Genomic DNA, 15,572 nt, shown 5'->3' with positions numbered 1-15,572 from the left:
GGCCGCACCTCTCTCAGAGGTGCGGCCCCGCCGGTCCGCCGTGCCGCACGGCTGTCCTGACCTGCCGTACTGGCCTGCGGCCGCGCTTACTTGGCGATGAGCGAGCGCAGCACGTACTGCATAATGCCGCCGTTGCGGTAGTAGTCCGCCTCGCCGGGGGTGTCGATCCGGACGGTGGCGTCGAACTCCACGCCGCTGTCCGTGGTGACCTTGACGGTTCGCGGGATGGCTCCGTCGTTGAGCGCGGTCACGCCCGTGATGGAGAACGTCTCCTCGCCGGTCAGGCCGAGCGACGAAGCCGACTGCCCCTCCGGGAACTGCAGCGGCAGAACGCCCATGCCGATGAGGTTCGAGCGGTGGATCCGCTCGTACGACTCGGCGATGACGGCCTTGACGCCGAGGAGCGCCGTACCCTTGGCGGCCCAGTCGCGCGACGAGCCGGAGCCGTACTCCTTGCCCGCCAGGATGACCAGCGGGATGCCCTGCTCGATGTAGTTGCGCGAGGCGTCGTAGATGAAGGAGACCGGAGCACCCCCTTCACCTTCGGCGGCTCGCGTGAAGTCACGGGTGAAGCCGCCCTCCGTACCCGGCGCGATCTGGTTGCGCAGCCGGATATTGGCGAAGGTGCCGCGGATCATGACCTCGTGGTTGCCGCGGCGCGAGCCGTAGCTGTTGAAGTCGCGGCGCTCGACGCCGTGCTCGGTGAGGTACTGGCCGGCCGGGGTGTCGGCCTTGATGGCACCTGCCGGGGAGATGTGGTCGGTGGTGACCGAGTCGCCCAGCTTGGCCAGGACACGGGCGCCCGCGATGTCCTCGACCGGACTGGTCTCCATCGTCATGCCCTCGAAGTACGGGGGCTTGCGGACGTAGGTGGACTCCGGGTCCCACTCGAAGGTGTTGCCGGTGGGGACCGGAAGGGCCTGCCACTGCGCGTCGCCCGCGAAGACGTCGGCGTAGCTGGCGCCGAACATCTCCTGGCCGATGGCGGACGCGACGACCTGCTCGACCTCCTGCTCGGAAGGCCAGACGTCCTTGAGGAAGACCGGGTGGCCGTCCTTGTCGGTGCCGAGCGCCTCGGTAGTGATGTCGATCTTCATCGAGCCGGCGAGAGCGTAGGCGACGACCAGCGGCGGGGACGCCAGGTAGTTCATCTTGACGTCGGGGTTGATCCGTCCCTCGAAGTTGCGGTTGCCGGAGAGCACGGAGACGACGGCGAGGTCGTTGTCATTGACCGCCTTGGAGACCTCGTCCGGCAGCGGGCCGGAGTTGCCGATGCAGGTGGTGCAGCCGTAGCCGACGAGGTTGAAGCCCAGCTTGTCGAGGTACGGGGTGAGGCCGGCGCGGTCGTAGTAGTCCATGACGACCTTGGACCCGGGGGCCAAGGTGGTCTTGACCCACGGCTTGCGGCTCAGGCCCTTCTCCACGGCCTTCTTGGCCAGCAGCGCGGCGGCGACCATGACGTAGGGGTTGGAGGTGTTGGTGCAGGAGGTGATCGCGGCGACGGTGACGGCACCGTGATCGATCTCGTACTCCGTGCCCTCGGGGGCGGTGACCTTGACCTTCTTGGTCGGCGCGCCGTTGCTCACCGCGGGCGCGTCGGAGGCCGGGAAGGACTCCTTGCTCGCCTCGTCCGGGTCCTCGGCGTCGGCGACGTAGTTGCGGACGTCCTGGAGGAACTGGTTCTTGGCGTCGGCGAGGACGATACGGTCCTGCGGCCGCTTCGGACCCGCGATCGACGGGACGACCGTGGCGAGGTCGAGCTCGAGCTTCTCGGAGAAGTCGGGCTCGGCGGCCGGGTCGAGCCACAGGCCCTGCTCCTTGGCGTACGCCTCGACGAGCGCGAGCTGCTGCTCGGAGCGGCCGGTGAGCTTGAGGTAGTTGATGGTCTCGCCGTCGATCGGGAACATCGCCGCGGTGGAGCCGAACTCCGGGGACATGTTGCCGATGGTGGCGCGGTTGGCCAGCGGCACGGACGCGACGCCCTCGCCGTAGAACTCGACGAACTTGCCGACGACGCCGTGCTTGCGCAGCATCTCGGTGATGGTGAGGACCAGGTCGGTGGCGGTGGTGCCGGTGGGCAGCTGGCCGGTCAGCTTGAAGCCGACGACGCGCGGGATGAGCATCGAGACCGGCTGGCCGAGCATCGCGGCCTCGGCCTCGATGCCGCCGACGCCCCAGCCGAGCACGCCGAGGCCGTTGACCATGGTGGTGTGCGAGTCGGTGCCGACGAGGGTGTCGGGGTAGGCCTGGCCGCTGCGGACCATGACGGTGCGGGCCAGGTGCTCGATGTTGACCTGGTGGACGATGCCGGTGCCGGGCGGGACGACCTTGAACTCGTCGAAGGCGGTCTGGCCCCAGCGCAGGAACTGGTAGCGCTCCTTGTTGCGGCCGTACTCGAGCTCGACGTTCTGGGCGAAGGAGTCCGGGGTGCCGAACTTGTCGGCGATGACGGAGTGGTCGATGACCAGCTCGGCGGGGGCCAGCGGGTTGATCTTCGCCGGGTCGCCGCCGAGCTCCTTGACGGCCTCGCGCATGGTGGCGAGGTCGACGACGCACGGTACGCCGGTGAAGTCCTGCATGATCACGCGAGCCGGCGTGAACTGGATCTCCTCGCTGGGCTGGGCACTCGCGTCCCAACCGCCCAGCGCGCGGATGTGGTCGGCGGTGATGTTCGCGCCGTCCTCGGTGCGGAGCAGGTTCTCCAGCAGCACCTTCAGGCTGTATGGCAGACGGGCCGAGCCCTCGACCTTGTCCAGCCGGAAGATCTCGTACGACTCGTCGCCCACGCGCAGCGTGCTGCGGGCGTCGAAGCTGTTCGCCGACACGACAGTCTCCTTCATCAATGTGCGCGTACCTCACACGATCCTGCCGCCACGGCTCGTGGCCGATCCGCTAAGGTAGGGCTTAGTTAGGCAACCCTTACCCGACGGGCGGCAGCGGTGCGCTCTCGGCAGATATCTCGATGTCGAGATAACTCTAATACATCACCGCTGCCCGGTCATGCTCCGGGCCGCCACACCCCTGGCTCAGGGCCTAACCGGATCCAGCTCACGCAAGCCACTGCCGGGCGAACCACAGAGCCCGCCTTCGCCTGGATCTGGTCCGCTGCTGCGGGTGCGTCCAGCCTTCGCAAGCCAGATGAGGGCTGGATGGGGGCGAAGGCGAGAACGGTTCTCCGGTCCCCTCCGAGACCACGTCACGCCGGCTTCCTCGCCTCGAACAGCGTGCGGGTGCTGTGGGCCAAGGAAGTACTCGACGAGCTCGAAGACACTCTCCGGACCGACATGTTGGGCGAAGTAAGTGCCGCCGGGCCGCAGGACGCGTGCGATCTTGTCGACCGGTCTGGATGTCCAGTGCGGCACTCGCTGTCGCCATGTGCTCGCCCATCAACCGCTGATATCCCCACGAGGGCCGCGCCTCGGTGGCCCGGCCGCCTGGCCCACCCGCCGTCGGGTTCATGTGGTGGTGCCGAACGGGACCTTGGCTGACGGGCAGGACCGCCTCCGGGCGGACGGAATCCAGACGTCACGCGCCGCGGACCAGCGCGGCGTAGATCGTCAGTCCGGGGCCGAAGGCCATGGCAACGCCGTGCTTCCCGGGTTCCAGCGGTGTGGGCCGCTGCAGCGCCTCCATGACCATGAGCACGCCCGCGGACCCGCAGTTGCCGTAGTCGTTGAGCACGCGCCGGGCGACGGCGACATCGACGGGGGCGAGATCCAGACTGCTCTCGGCGGTGTCGATGATGGCCCGCCCTCCCGGGTGTATCGCCCACCACGTCACGTCGGAGACGTCGAGCCCGTGCCGCGCCAGCATCTCCCGCACCATGCCGGGCAGATGCTCGCCGAGAATGCCGGGGACCTGCCGGGACAGGGTCATCCGGAACCCCTCGTCGGTGACCGTCCACGACATGCAGTCCTCGTGCTCGGCATCGGTGCGGGTGGTGAAGTCCAGTACGTCCAGCCCCCAACCGTCACGGCGTCGCCGCTCCGGCTGGACGACCGTGCTCACGGCCGCGTCTGCGAACAGCGAGCTCACCACGACCTGCTGGTGGTCATAGGGCGGCGGCTGCAGGTGCAGGGACGAGAGTTCCACGTTGAGCATCAACGCGGGCCGCTGGTTGCCGCGCACGAAGTTCGTGCAGGCCTCCAGGGCGGGCAGCGCAGCGAAGCACCCCATGTGCCCCACCGAGAGGCGCTTCATGTCCGACGCCATGCCGAAGTCCCGGGCGACCCCGGTGTCTATGCCGGGCGTTGCGTACCCGGTCGAGGAGACAAGGCAGAAGAGCCCGACGTCGGACGCGTCGAGAGACGCCCGGCTGAGGGCGGAGGCGACGGCGTCCTTGCTCAGCGGCAGCGCCTCGTCGAGGTGACGGCGCATGCGCACACCTGTGGACCAGCTGCGCACCCCCTCCGCGATCGGGTCCACCGCCAGATGGCGGCGCTCGATGCCAGAGTGGGCGATGACCTTCTCGAGGAAGGCCTTCTTGGGATCGTCGTCCGGAATGAAGCCGGGGATCTCCGCCTGGGACTGCGATATCGGTGGGAGAGCCACCCCGAAGCCGGTAATGCGTGCGCCCGATATGTCGTCCATAACCCAAGTGTCAGTGAGTTCCCTCGTATGGGGCAATTTGATTCACCCGAATGGGTGCCCCTCAAGCGAGGGGCCCGTCACCGGCCCAGTGAGCTGGCCCGCCCCACCATGAGCCGGTCGGCGAGCCGAGTGGCTCTGACCTTTCCGGCACCTCGTGATGGCCTCGAGGACGCTGTTGACATACAGGGCAAGCTGCAGCCGATGAAGATCACAGACTGGTCAAACACAAAGGTAGCTCGGCCGCAAGATGATCGCCGCCCGGTACCGCCCTTCCCTCGACTGGGCCTGCCCTGCTTGCGCTGCCGGTCCTCGGCGGGTTCGTTCGTCGTAGAGCAGGACGCGAGGAAGGCGAGGGACAAGGGACATGTTCAGGAACACCAAGGCGTTCAGCGGCTTCTCGGTGAACGATCTACAGAAGGCCAAGCAGTTCTACGGCAAGACGCTCGACCTGAAGGTGAGCGAGGACAACGGCATGCTGATGCTGCACCTCGCCGGCGGCACGGAGATCTTCGTCTACCCGAAGGACGACCACACGCCGGCGACGTTCACCATCCTCAACTTCTCCGTGGACGACATCGACGGGGCCGTCGACGAGCTGGGCGAGCGAGGGGTGTCCTTCGAGAGGTACAAGGGCTTCGAGCAGGACGAGAAGGGCATCGCCCGCGGCCCTGAGGGCCCGAAGATCGCCTGGTTCAAGGACCCCGCAGGCAACGTCCTCTCGGTACTCCAGGAGAGCTGACGGCCTGGGTCAGGCGGCGGGGAACTCACCGGCCCGTACGGCGGCGACGAACGCGGTCCAAGCGTCGGCGGAGAAGGTCAGAGCGGTCCCGTGCGGATCCTTGCTGTCCCGGACGGGGACGACACCGGAGACGGCGAAGGTACGGGTGAACTCAACACAGGTCCCTCCTCCGCCGTCGCTGTAGCTGGACTTCTCCCACTTCGCGCCGCAGAGGTCTATCGGGCTCATTCGGCGTACTCCTCCATCACCCTACGAATCAGGTCCAACGACACCGCCGGGGACAGCGCGTCGGCACGCAGCCGATCGTAGGCCAAGGTCCAGTCGGCGACGATCGCCGAAGAGTCGATCACCTGGCTCACGCCGTGGGTGTTCAGGTACAGGATTCCCGGAGCGTCATCGAACGTCAGCACGTTATATGCGCCAGTGCGGGCCGGGGCTCCGGCCGTGAAGGGAAGAGCCTGGATCACTACATGCGGCGACCGCGCCTCCTCCAGCAGATGACACATCTGCTCGCGCATCACCTTGCGCCCGCCAACTGTGCGCCGCAGACAGCTCTCGTCCAGAACCACCCACAGCAGCGGCGGCTTCTCTCGTTCCATCACACCGCGCCGGTGAAGCCGCACCTCGACCTTCCGCTGGATCACCTCGTCGTCGTCCCGGAGATTCGCCGCACGGAAGACCGCGTGCGCGTACGCCTCCGTCTGCAGCAGGCCCGGGATCAGGCTGGTGCTGTAGTCGAGGATCGTCTCGGCCTTCTCCTCCAACTTGACGTAGGGCACGAACCACTCCGGATGGCCACGCCGGCTCGCGCGGCGGCGCAGCCGCGCGAAGAACGTGCCCGTGTCGAAGATCTCATCGCACCCCGCCGCGAACTCCGGGCTTCCGAGGCGCCCACCAGTCTCGACCATCGCGATGTACGACGGGCCGTAGTTGGTCTTCTCGGCCAGTTCCTTCTGGGTGAGCTCAGCGCGCGTACGCCACTCGCGGACCTCCGTACCGAAGAACGCGGCTCCGTTAGTCGGCTCGAACCCGTCCATCCCGCACCCCCAATGGCTCACGAGCCTCTTGTGATGCCCTCACCCCTGGTGAGGACAGCGGCCCAGCGCAATCCTCTAACCACTCACGGTAAGGACCCACTTGGCAGCGAGTGACCTGAATGCGGAGACTCATGGACACCGGACACCACACCCCCACGAGCGTCGAACCCACCCATGGCCCGGACGAGTTGCGGTTGCGGGCGCGCGTCGCAGAGGCCAATGCCGTGAGCAGGCAGGCGGCGCGCATGAGCCCGGTCAAGCCGCAGACGATCATCCGGGCGGCGGAGTGGACCTTGGGCCCCGAGACGGGCGAAGGCGCGCCACAAGCGATCTTCTCCGTGGCCTGTGTCACGTGCCATGAGGAATCACAGCCCGTGGACGATGAAAGGCTGCCGATGGAGATCTGGGCCCTCAAGCACACGGGGCTCAACCCCGCCCACCGGCAGTTCCGGCTCACGACGGAGAGCTTCTGGCGGGTCACACCCGCGCCCGGCAATCCGTACTACGACGAGCCCGGATGAGCCAGTCACCTGTGCGGGTGAAACCAGGGCTGAGCTGGAAGAAGCCGCTGCGGATTGCGATAGACCAGGGTAATCGTCATGCTGCAGTCACGATGGCCCGCTGGAGGGACCGATGAGCGCACAGCCGCATTCGAGCGCGGAGCCCCACTCGTACACAGCTGACGACCCCGAAACCGCTCTGAAGTTTGCGATCCAGCACATCCGGGGGGACCGGGTGGAGATCATCGAGGGGGTCATCCAACCCGTGTCGCCAAGCTGGGGCCACGAAAAGGCTGCTGCCAAGATTCGCAGGCAGATCGAACCCGTCGCGGAGAAGCTGGGCTATCTCACTGGCTCAGGCAATCTTGACTTGCCAGGCACAAGCAACTGGTACATCCCAGACCTGGCCGTCGTACCGGAGAACCTGACGGAAGATGCCGGTGCACTGCTGCCCGACCAGACCCTGCTCATCGTCGAGGTCACCTCGGACTCCAACGCGGAGACCGACCGGGTCGTGAAGCGGCGGCGCTACGCCGAGTACGGCGCTCCGCTGTATCTCCTCGTCGACCGGCAGGCGCGGGCCTGCACGCTCTACTCCATGCCCGGGGAGCTGGGTTACACCGAGGTCCACGGTCCGCATCCCTTCGGGACCTCGATCCGTCTCCCTGAGCCGTTCGGGCTGGACTTGGACACATCGGACTTCTGACGGCGTCTGCCAACAGGCGGCCATCTCATATCTGAGATACCGTCTACCTCATGGGAGACGACTACCTCGTACGCATCGGCAAGCTCATCCGTGATGCCCGTCAGCACCGGGGCTGGACGCAGACGCAGCTCGCCGAGGCGCTCGGTACCAGCCAGAGCGCTGTCAACCGTATCGAGCGCGGGAATCAGAACATCAGCCTTGAGATGATCGCCCGGATCGGGGAAGCGCTCGACAGTGAAATCGTCTCCCTCGGGTATGCGGGCCCCATGCATCTGCGCGTTGTCGGCGGGCGCCGTCTGTCCGGCAGCATCGACGTCAAGACGAGCAAGAACGCCTGCGTCGCGCTGCTCTGTGCCGCGCTGCTCAACTCGGGCCGTACGACGCTGAGGCGGGTGGCCCGGATCGAGGAGGTCTACCGGATCCTGGAGGTGCTGGGCAGCATCGGCGTCCGCACCCGGTGGATGAACGGTGGCGGGGATCTGGAGATCGTCCCTCCGGCCGAGCTGGATCTGACCGCGATGGACACCGCGGCCGCTCGCCGGACCCGTAGCGTCATCATGTTCCTGGGCCCGCTCCTGCACCGGATGGACCAGTTCCAGCTTCCCTACGCGGGCGGCTGCGATCTGGGCACGCGCACCGTGCAGCCCCATATGACGGCGCTTCGGCACTTCGGGCTGGAGGTCACGGCGACCGACGGCACCTATCACGCCCAGGTCGACCGCAGCGTCTCCCCCGGCCGCCCGATCGTGCTGACCGAGCGCGGCGACACGGTGACGGAGAACGCGCTGCTGGCCGCGGCCCTGCACGACGGAGTCACCGTGATCCGCAACGCCAGCTCCAACTACATGGTCCAGGACCTGTGCTTCTTCCTGGAGCAGCTGGGCGTGCGGGTCGAGGGCATCGGCACCACGACGCTGACCGTGCACGGTGTGGCGCGCATCGACCGGGATGTCGACTACGCGCCGTCGGAGGACCCGGTGGAGGCGATGAGCCTGCTCGCCGCGGCCGTGGTCACCGAGTCGGAGCTGACGATCCGCCGGGTACCGGTCGAGTTCATGGAGATCGAACTCGCGGTGCTGGAGGAGATGGGCCTGGACACCGAGCGCAGTGCCGAGTACCCGGCGGACAACGGGCGGACCCGGCTGGTCGACTTGACCGTACGGCCCTCCAAGCTGCGGGCACCCATCGACAAGATCCACCCGATGCCGTTCCCCGGTTTGAACATCGACAACGTGCCGTTCTTCGCGGCCATCGCCGCGACCGCCCAGGGCTCGACGCTGATCCACGACTGGGTCTACGACAACCGCGCGATCTATCTCACCGACCTCAACCGGCTGGGCGCGGACGTCAAACTCCTCGATCCGCACCGGCTGCTGGTCGAAGGCCCGACGCGCTGGCGGGCGGCGGAGATGATGTGCCCGCCCGCGCTCCGGCCCGCGGTGGTGGTGCTGCTGGCGATGATGGCGGCCGAGGGCACCTCCGTACTGCGCAACGTTTATGTGATCAACCGGGGTTACGAGGATCTGGCGGAGCGGATGAATACGGTGGGTGCACAGATTGAGATCTTCCGCGATATCTGACGGGTAACGGGGTCGCCCACGAGGCGTACGTCATGCGGGGACGCAGTGCGCATCGGTCCGGCTCCCCGTGGCCGTGAGGAGGGCCAGTGGTGCCGCGGCCGCCCAGGACTGCGGGGAGCAGGCGTGCGGGTACGGCACCGGCTCGCGGTGTTCCTCCGCGGAGTACCCCGCGATCACCTCGGGCAGCCGGTAGCCGTTGTGGCCCGCCATGCCGGTCAGCGCGCGGGCGACCGTAAGGGCCTGGTTGTGCAGCCCGTAGCGCGCCAGGCCGAGGGCGATCACGGCGTTGTCGTGCGGCCAGACGCCGCCCCGGTGGTACGAGAGCGGGTGGTAGGCGGGCTGCCCCGCCGCCAGGGTGCGGATGCCCCAGCCGGAGAAGAAGTCCGGCTCCAGGAGCCGTCGCCCGACCGTCTCGCCGCGCTGCTGATCGAAGATCCCCGACCACAGCAGATGCCCGGCGTCGGACGCGAGTGCGTCGACCCGCCGGCCGTCACCGTCCAGTGCCAGGGCGGGAAAATCGTGCTCGGGCATCCAGAAGTCCCGCTGGAAACGGACCCGGAGCTGCTCGGCGGCGATCGCCAGCCGGCCGGCGTACTCCGCGTCGTCCCAGACCGAACGGGCCAGCCTCGCGGTGGTGCGCAGCGCGTCGTACGCGTAGCCCTGTGCGGCGGCCGCGGCCACGACACCGCTGGGCCGCTCCCCGTCGGCGAAGCAGATCGCGCCGGGAGAGTCCTTCCAGCTCTGGTTGGCCAGACCGCCTTCATCGGGCCGGTAGAGCAGATAGCCGCTCTCGTCGAGGCCGCCGTAGCGGAACATCCAGTCCACCGCGGCGCGGGCGTGCTGCTCCAGCCGACGGGCGAGCTTGTCGTCCTCGGTCCGCTCAAGGCACGCGCCCAGGAGGACGAGGAAGAGTGGGGTGCTGTCGACCGAACCGTAGTAATTCCCGTACGGCACCTGCTGGAAGTGGGCCAGCTCGCCGCGGCGCACCTCGTGCACGATCTTGCCCGGCTGGGCGATACGGGACGCGTCCAGCTCCGTGGCCTGAGTCGCGGCCAGCGCGCGGAGCGTGGCGGTGGCCAGCGCGGGCCGGTACGGCAGGGCGAAGAGCGACGTGATCAGGGCGTGGCGGCCGAAGAACGCGAGGAACCAGGGCACTCCGGCGGCAGGCACCCGCAGCACCTCGTCGTCGGGGCCGGTGACGGGAACGAGCAGCCCGGCCAGATCCGACAGTCCCTGCTCGCAGGACCGGGTCAGCTCAGGCCACATCGTGTCGTCCTGCGGCAGTGGCTCGGCCGACAGCTCGTCCGCCACCTCGCCGCCGGGCGCGGTCGCCGGATCCGAGTTCGCCGGATCCGGGTCCGCCGGATCCGGGTCGCCGTGCGGGTGTGCGGTGACCTTCAGGGTCAGCTCCGCGGAGCCCCGGGGTTCCAGCTCCAGCAGCCAGACCAGCCGCCGCGCGCCGCTGCCGGTCTCCTCGACCGCCTCGGGCGGGGGGTCGGCGGTCACGACCGTACGGGAGTTCCACTCGCGACGCCGGTAGCCGAACTCCACACCGTCCGCGCGGACCGTCCGCGTCCGCACCGCGTGCGGCTTCTCGTACCAGCGGTGGTCCCAGCGCAGCTCGAACTGGTCGGCGAAGTCGACGTCCACGGTGAGGGCCAGCCGGGCCGTTTCGGGTTCGGCGCGGTTGCTGGTGACCCGGATGCGCTCGACGAGCGTCCCGTCCCGTACCGACTGTTCGCGGAAGACGGTGTGTCCGGGCGGCTCCGCGCGGCTGCCGAGCGGACTGAGCACACTGGCGGCCACCGGGCCCGCCGAGGCCGGGACCAGGACGGTCGGGGTCGCGCCGTCGACCGTCAGCTGCCAGCGGCTCAGATGGCGGGCGTCGCGCAGGAAGAGCCCGTCGGGCATCGGGCCGCGGGCTCCGGTGATGTCACCGGACGGCCCCACCGCGGCAAACGTGCCGCTGTGGAAGAGGAGCCGGTGCTCCGCAGTGGTCATGGGCGGGTGCCTCCCTCGGGGTCGGCGAGCAGATCGAGGGTGAGCGCGGCCGTCCAGCTGAAGTCGCGGGCGCCGCGCGGTTGGAAGGTGTACGGGTCGACGTATTCGGCGAAGTCGGTGGCGGCCGCCGCCGTGACCATGGCGGAGCGCAGCGCATCGGCCCGCTCGGCGTATCCGTGCTGCCGAAGCCCGTGCTCCAGCAGCCAGTTGACGTTGAACCAGGCAGGGCCGCGCCAGTAGCGGTGCTGGTCGAAGGTGGTGCCGCACAGGTCGTAACTGGGCACGAGCCGCACCCGGTTGCCCAGGCCGAAGTGCTCGCCCCGGACCGTGCGCTGCATCGCCGCGGCAACGGCGACGGGCAGGTCCGGCACGATCAGCGGCAGCAGCCCGGCGGCGCTGCGCTCGCGGATGAGGGCTCCGGTCAGCAGGTCGCGGCACAGGAACTGGCCGGCGTCCGGGTCCCACAGCCGCCGGACGAGGGCGCCGGTGAGCTGCCGCGCGCGGTCCAGGTGCACCGACGGGTCGGTGCCGAGGGCCAGGGCGATCTCCGCCAGGGCGTGTTCGGAGACGGTCAGCAGGGCGTTGACGCCCGGGTCCTCGACGGCGAAGCCCCAGGCGGTGCCGCGGTCCCGGTAGCCGTGGTCGCGGTAGTCGGCGGCGAGCCGCACATAGCGGCCGTAGTCGAGATCGGTCGGCCGGTCGGCGGCGGCTCCGTGGTCGAGATCCGCCCGCCGGTACGAACCGGTGGCCGCGGGGGTGATCCGGGACAGCGGGCCGTCCCAGCAGGGGCTGTTGTCCATCCCCGGTTCCCAGGGGTGAACCACCGCCACCAGTCCCTGACCGCCGAGGTCCCGCCGGCTGGTGAGATAGCGATGCCATGCCACCAGCCGGGGGTACGTGCGCGGCAGAAACGACCGGCGCCACGAGGCCGCGGGGTCGGCCCGGTGCACCAGCCAGACCGCCAGCGCGTGCACCGGCGGCTGCACGATCCCGGATGTGTGCCGGTCGGCGGGCGCCCCGGCCGCCCGGCCCGCGGTGGTGGAGCGCCAGAATTCCGGGCTCGGGAAGTAGGCGCCGTGCGGCACGGCGGGGTTGAAGACGATGTGCGGGATCCGGCCGTCGCTCCACTGGGCGGCGAGCAGCGTCTCCAGCTCGCGCTGGGCGCGGACGGCCGACAGATGGCGCAGTCCTATGGCGATGAAGGCCGAGTCCCAGCTCCACTGGTGTGGGTAGAGACGGTGCGAGGGCACGGTGGAGGCACCGGTCCAGTTGCGCAGCAGCACACGTCGTGCGCGGTGCGCTGTCCGGTCGGTGTTCCCGCTGTGCCCGGCGTCACCGGCATGACCGGAGTCCTGGTTCCAGCGGAGGGCGGGGAGCTGTGCCATGCGTTCCAACAGGCGCTCCGAGAGGATCGGCTTCGCGACTGACGTCAAGGACACCGTAGAGTTACGTCGTATTAACAAGCGAAACTAGCGCTGTGTTGTCTCATGAACAAGCAGAAGTACGGCTTGTTCACGGCGAGTTGGGCAACAGGCGAGAGTGAAGGGGGGCGCTGGGCGTGCCGCCGACATCAGCGAGCCAGGCGAGCGCCGGTCATCTGCTGCAGTTGATCCGCAGCGGCCGGGCGACGACGCGCGGCGAACTGCAGCGGGTGACCGGGCTGTCCCGCTCCACCGTGGGTCACCGGCTGGACCAGCTCTTCCGGGCCGGGTGGATCCGTGAGGGCACGAGCACAGGTCCCGGCTCTCCGGGGGGCGGTCGGCCGTCGGCCCGGCTGGAGTTCGACGATACGCACGCCGTAGTGCTCGCCGCGGTTCTGGACACCCGCCACGGCCGGGCCGCGGTGCTGGACCTGGCGGGCCGGGTGCTGGCCGAGCTCACCGGGCCGCTGCTCGTCGAGGACGGGCCGGAGAAGGTGCTCGATCGGCTCGGCCAGTGGTTCAAGCCGCTGTTGGAGGAGGCTGGAGCCGCGCCGCGGGCGGTGTGCGGGGTCGGCCTGTCCGTAACGGGGCCGGTGGACTGGCAGCTGGGACAGGTGATCCAGCCGCCGATCATGCCCGGCTGGGACCGCTATCCGATATCCGAGGGGATGCGGCGGGCGCTCGACGGCCAGCTGGGGACCATGGGCGGCGCCACCGGCCGGGGCGTGCCGGTCCTCGTCGACAACGACGCGAATCTGATGGCGTACGCCGAGCAGCGCGCAGGCCATCCCGACTGCGCTGCGTTTCTGCTCGTCAAGGCGTCCACCGGGATCGGCGCGGGGGTCGTGGTGGGCGGCGAGATCTACCGCGGCGTCGACGGCGGCGCGGGGGACATCGGCCATATCCGCCTCCACGACCGGACGGACGCGCTGTGCCGCTGCGGTTCGCGTGGCTGCCTCGCGGCGGTGGCCAGCGGCGGAGCACTGGCCAGGGAGCTGACCGCCGCCGGGGTGCCGGCCGCCTCCGGCTCCGACGTCCGTGACTTGCTGACCGCCGGGCATCCGGAGGCCGTCCGGCTGGCCCATGAGGCGGGCCGGCGGGTGGGCGAAGTGCTGGGGACCGTGGTCACGTTCCTCAACCCGGGTGTCCTGATGGTCACGGGGGATCTCGCGGGCACGCCGTTCCTCACCGGGGTGCGCGAGGTGCTCTATCAGCGGGCGATGCCCCGCACCACGGCGCATCTGCAGGTCATCACCTCGGCGCTCGGCGACCGGGCCGGGCTGCTCGGCGCCGCGGCCTTGGTGGTCGACGACCTTTACGCACCGGATCGCGCCGACGCGCGACTTGCCGCGCAGGGGCGGTGACTCCGGGGCCGGCAACTCGCCCACGGTGTGGGCAGGAGTGCCACTACGGCAGGACCGCGATGCCGTCGAGCTCCACCATCGCTTGTTCGTCCCAGAGGCGGGTCACGCCGATCACGGCCATCGCCGGGTAGTCGCGGCCCGCCAGGCGGCGCCAGATACGGCCGAGTTCGGAGGCGTGCGCACGGTAGGCCGCAACGTCTGTGGCGTAGACCGTGACCCGCGCCAGGTGTTCCGGGGCACCACCGGCCGCGCGCAGGGCGGTGAGGAGGTTGGTGAGCGCCGTCTCGAACTGGGCGGGCAGCGCGTCCCCCACGACCTTGCCGTCGCCGTCCAGGGCGGTCTGGCCCGCCAGGAAGACCAGCCGCCCGCCGGTCGCCGTCACGGCGTGGCTGAACCCCGTCGGCGGCGACAGCTCGGGCGGGTTGACCCGCTCCAGGCTCATCGATACAGCTCCTTCGCGATGATCGTGCGCTGGACCTCGCTGGCGCCCTCGTAGATCCGCGGTGCCCGCACTTCACGGTAGAGGTGCTCCAGCACGTGCCCGTGCCGGAGGGCGCGGGCGCCGTGGATCTGGACCGCCGCATCCACGACGTACTGCGCGGTTTCGGTGGCGAGCAGCTTCGCCATGGCGGAGCGCTTGGCGATGTCCGGAGCGCCGCCGTCGTACGCCGCCGCTGCCGCGTGGACGAGCAGCCGGGCGGCCTCGATACGGGTGGCCATCTCGGCCAGTTGGTGGGAGACGGACTGCAGGTCCTTCAGCGGGCCGCCGAAGGCGGTGCGGTGCGCCGCGTGCGCCAGTGTCGCGTCGAGCGCCGCCTGCGCCATGCCCACCGCGAACGCGCCCACGCTGGGCCGGAAGAGATTGAGCGTCCGCATGGCGACGGCGAACCCGCGGCCCGGCTCGCCGATCAGGTCGGCCGCGGAGACGGGGACGCCGTCGAAGCACAGGGTGCCGATGGGGTGCGGGCTGAGCATGGCGAGGTGCTCCCCCGACAGGCCGGTGCGGTCGGCGGGGACGAGAAAGGCCGTCACGCCGCTGGCACCCGGACCTTCACCCGTACGGGCGAACACGGTGTAGACGTCGGCCTCCGGCGCGTTGGAGATCCAGCACTTCTCACCGCTGAGCCGCCAGCGTCCCGCCCCGTCGGTTTCGGCGGACAGGGCGAGCGCCGCCGCGTCCGAACCCGCTCCCGGCTCGCTGAGCGCGAAGGCGGCCACCGCCCGGCCCGCTACGACCTCCGGTATCCACCGCCTGCGCTGCTCCGGGCGGCCGGACTGCACCACGGGGTACGCCCCGAGGCCCTGCAGGGCCAGCGCCGTCTCCGCCTCCGTGCACTCCATGGCCAGCGCCTCGCGCAGCAGGCACAGGTCCATCGCCGAGACCCGGTCGGCACCGGCTCCCGGGAAGACGCGCGCCAGGAGCCCGAGCTCGCCGAGGGCTGCCACGAGCGGCCGGTTGATCCGGCCGGGCTCGCCCTTCTCGGCGAGCGGGCGGAGTCGGGCGGCGGCCAGGTCGCGCAGCTGCGTGCACCACTCCCGCTGCTCCGGCTCGAGTGCGAATCCGGGCATCGCGGCTCCTCCCTCTCTGCCGGGCGGCGCCGGGCCGCCTCCGGGCGCTCGCGCGCGCCCCTCGA

General features: G+C 69.7%; 13 protein-coding genes and 1 pseudogene. 5 read left to right on the top strand and 9 right to left on the bottom strand.

What is annotated here, in order from left to right; translation table 11 throughout:
* Positions 1-86: 86 nt before the first annotated feature.
* From acnA to ACTWQI_RS17960, 3 genes and pseudogenes are all read right to left on the bottom strand, one after another.
* On the bottom strand, positions 87-2,825 hold the full coding sequence (gene acnA / locus ACTWQI_RS17970; protein ID WP_443271597.1) for an aconitate hydratase AcnA: 2,739 nt from the start codon (positions 2,823-2,825) through the stop codon (positions 87-89).
* A 390-nt stretch (positions 2,826-3,215) separates the two neighbouring features.
* Positions 3,216-3,432: pseudogene (locus ACTWQI_RS17965) on the bottom strand (hypothetical protein); the annotation flags it as partial.
* Positions 3,433-3,525: 93 nt separating this feature from the next.
* Positions 3,526-4,590 (bottom strand): type III polyketide synthase, encoded by a 1,065-nt coding sequence (locus tag ACTWQI_RS17960; protein ID WP_443271595.1) that lies wholly within the window; start codon positions 4,588-4,590, stop codon positions 3,526-3,528.
* Positions 4,591-4,954: 364 nt separating this feature from the next.
* On the opposite strand from ACTWQI_RS17960, the gene ACTWQI_RS17955 reads away from it, so the two are divergent.
* Positions 4,955-5,329, top strand: a complete 375-nt coding sequence (locus ACTWQI_RS17955) for a VOC family protein (protein WP_443271593.1) — start codon at positions 4,955-4,957, stop codon at positions 5,327-5,329.
* A 9-nt stretch (positions 5,330-5,338) separates the two neighbouring features.
* Here ACTWQI_RS17955 and ACTWQI_RS17950 read toward each other — a convergent pair whose 3' ends face one another.
* Both ACTWQI_RS17950 and ACTWQI_RS17945 read right to left on the bottom strand, forming a co-directional pair.
* Positions 5,339-5,557: a DUF397 domain-containing protein gene (locus tag ACTWQI_RS17950; RefSeq protein WP_443271591.1), complete on the bottom strand. Its 219-nt coding sequence runs from the start codon at positions 5,555-5,557 to the stop codon at positions 5,339-5,341.
* Complete coding sequence (locus ACTWQI_RS17945) at positions 5,554-6,387, bottom strand: helix-turn-helix domain-containing protein (protein ID WP_443271589.1); 834 nt, start codon at positions 6,385-6,387, stop codon at positions 5,554-5,556. The genes ACTWQI_RS17950 and ACTWQI_RS17945 overlap by 4 nt, the downstream gene beginning before the upstream one ends.
* A 110-nt stretch (positions 6,388-6,497) precedes the next feature.
* On the opposite strand from ACTWQI_RS17945, the gene ACTWQI_RS17940 reads away from it, so the two are divergent.
* The 3 genes from ACTWQI_RS17940 to ACTWQI_RS17930 all read left to right on the top strand — a co-directional run bounded on the left by ACTWQI_RS17940 (position 6,498) and on the right by ACTWQI_RS17930 (position 9,152).
* A complete protein-coding gene (locus ACTWQI_RS17940) occupies positions 6,498-6,887 on the top strand; it encodes a DUF7848 domain-containing protein (RefSeq protein ID WP_443271587.1) in 390 nt (129 codons plus the stop codon).
* 112 nt (positions 6,888-6,999) lie between these two features.
* Positions 7,000-7,572 (top strand): Uma2 family endonuclease, encoded by a 573-nt coding sequence (locus tag ACTWQI_RS17935; protein WP_443271585.1) that lies wholly within the window; start codon positions 7,000-7,002, stop codon positions 7,570-7,572.
* 50 nt (positions 7,573-7,622) lie between these two features.
* On the top strand, positions 7,623-9,152 hold the full coding sequence (locus tag ACTWQI_RS17930; protein ID WP_443271583.1) for a helix-turn-helix domain-containing protein: 1,530 nt from the start codon (positions 7,623-7,625) through the stop codon (positions 9,150-9,152).
* Positions 9,153-9,182: 30 nt separating this feature from the next.
* Here ACTWQI_RS17930 and ACTWQI_RS17925 read toward each other — a convergent pair whose 3' ends face one another.
* Positions 9,183-11,153 (bottom strand): amylo-alpha-1,6-glucosidase, encoded by a 1,971-nt coding sequence (locus ACTWQI_RS17925; RefSeq protein ID WP_443271581.1) that lies wholly within the window; start codon positions 11,151-11,153, stop codon positions 9,183-9,185.
* The gene (locus tag ACTWQI_RS17920; protein ID WP_443271615.1) at positions 11,150-12,538 is read right to left on the bottom strand and encodes an MGH1-like glycoside hydrolase domain-containing protein; all 1,389 of its coding nucleotides are present in this window, start codon (positions 12,536-12,538) and stop codon (positions 11,150-11,152) included. The genes ACTWQI_RS17925 and ACTWQI_RS17920 overlap by 4 nt, the downstream gene beginning before the upstream one ends.
* A gap of 173 nt (positions 12,539-12,711) precedes the next feature.
* Here ACTWQI_RS17920 and ACTWQI_RS17915 point away from each other — a divergent pair, with 173 nt between their 5' ends.
* Entirely contained in the window at positions 12,712-13,938 is a 1,227-nt protein-coding gene (locus ACTWQI_RS17915; RefSeq protein ID WP_443271579.1) for an ROK family transcriptional regulator, read from the top strand.
* 43 nt (positions 13,939-13,981) lie between these two features.
* Here the strand turns inward: ACTWQI_RS17915 and ACTWQI_RS17910 are convergent, their stop codons facing one another.
* Positions 13,982-14,380 carry a RidA family protein gene (locus ACTWQI_RS17910; RefSeq protein ID WP_443271577.1) on the bottom strand — a complete coding sequence of 133 codons (399 nt, stop codon included), beginning with the start codon at positions 14,378-14,380 and terminating at the stop codon, positions 13,982-13,984.
* Complete coding sequence (locus ACTWQI_RS17905; protein ID WP_443271576.1) at positions 14,377-15,507, bottom strand: acyl-CoA dehydrogenase family protein; 1,131 nt, start codon at positions 15,505-15,507, stop codon at positions 14,377-14,379. The genes ACTWQI_RS17910 and ACTWQI_RS17905 overlap by 4 nt, the downstream gene beginning before the upstream one ends.
* Positions 15,508-15,572: the final 65 nt, after the last annotated feature.

The organism is Streptomyces sp. KR80, from assembly GCF_052245555.1.
GTDB lineage: Bacteria > Actinomycetota > Actinomycetes > Streptomycetales > Streptomycetaceae > Streptomyces.
Note: the sequence above shows the minus strand (reverse complement) of the source record. Positions and strands in the feature narration are given on the sequence as shown.

Excerpts from the sequence above, each read along its gene's own strand:
- ACTWQI_RS17955 (WP_443271593.1), top strand. The coding sequence starts at position 4,955 with ATGTTCAGGAACACCAAGGCGTTCAGCGGCTTCTCGGTGAACGATCTA.
- ACTWQI_RS17960 (WP_443271595.1), bottom strand. The coding sequence starts at position 4,590 with ATGGACGACATATCGGGCGCACGCATTACCGGCTTCGGGGTGGCTCTC.
- ACTWQI_RS17925 (WP_443271581.1), bottom strand. The coding sequence starts at position 11,153 with ATGACCACTGCGGAGCACCGGCTCCTCTTCCACAGCGGCACGTTTGCC.
- ACTWQI_RS17920 (WP_443271615.1), bottom strand. The coding sequence starts at position 12,538 with ATGGCACAGCTCCCCGCCCTCCGCTGGAACCAGGACTCCGGTCATGCC.
- ACTWQI_RS17950 (WP_443271591.1), bottom strand. The coding sequence starts at position 5,557 with ATGAGCCCGATAGACCTCTGCGGCGCGAAGTGGGAGAAGTCCAGCTAC.
- ACTWQI_RS17940 (WP_443271587.1), top strand. The coding sequence starts at position 6,498 with ATGGACACCGGACACCACACCCCCACGAGCGTCGAACCCACCCATGGC.
- ACTWQI_RS17935 (WP_443271585.1), top strand. The coding sequence starts at position 7,000 with ATGAGCGCACAGCCGCATTCGAGCGCGGAGCCCCACTCGTACACAGCT.
- ACTWQI_RS17910 (WP_443271577.1), bottom strand. The coding sequence starts at position 14,380 with ATGAGCCTGGAGCGGGTCAACCCGCCCGAGCTGTCGCCGCCGACGGGG.
- ACTWQI_RS17930 (WP_443271583.1), top strand. The coding sequence starts at position 7,623 with ATGGGAGACGACTACCTCGTACGCATCGGCAAGCTCATCCGTGATGCC.
- ACTWQI_RS17905 (WP_443271576.1), bottom strand. The coding sequence starts at position 15,507 with ATGCCCGGATTCGCACTCGAGCCGGAGCAGCGGGAGTGGTGCACGCAG.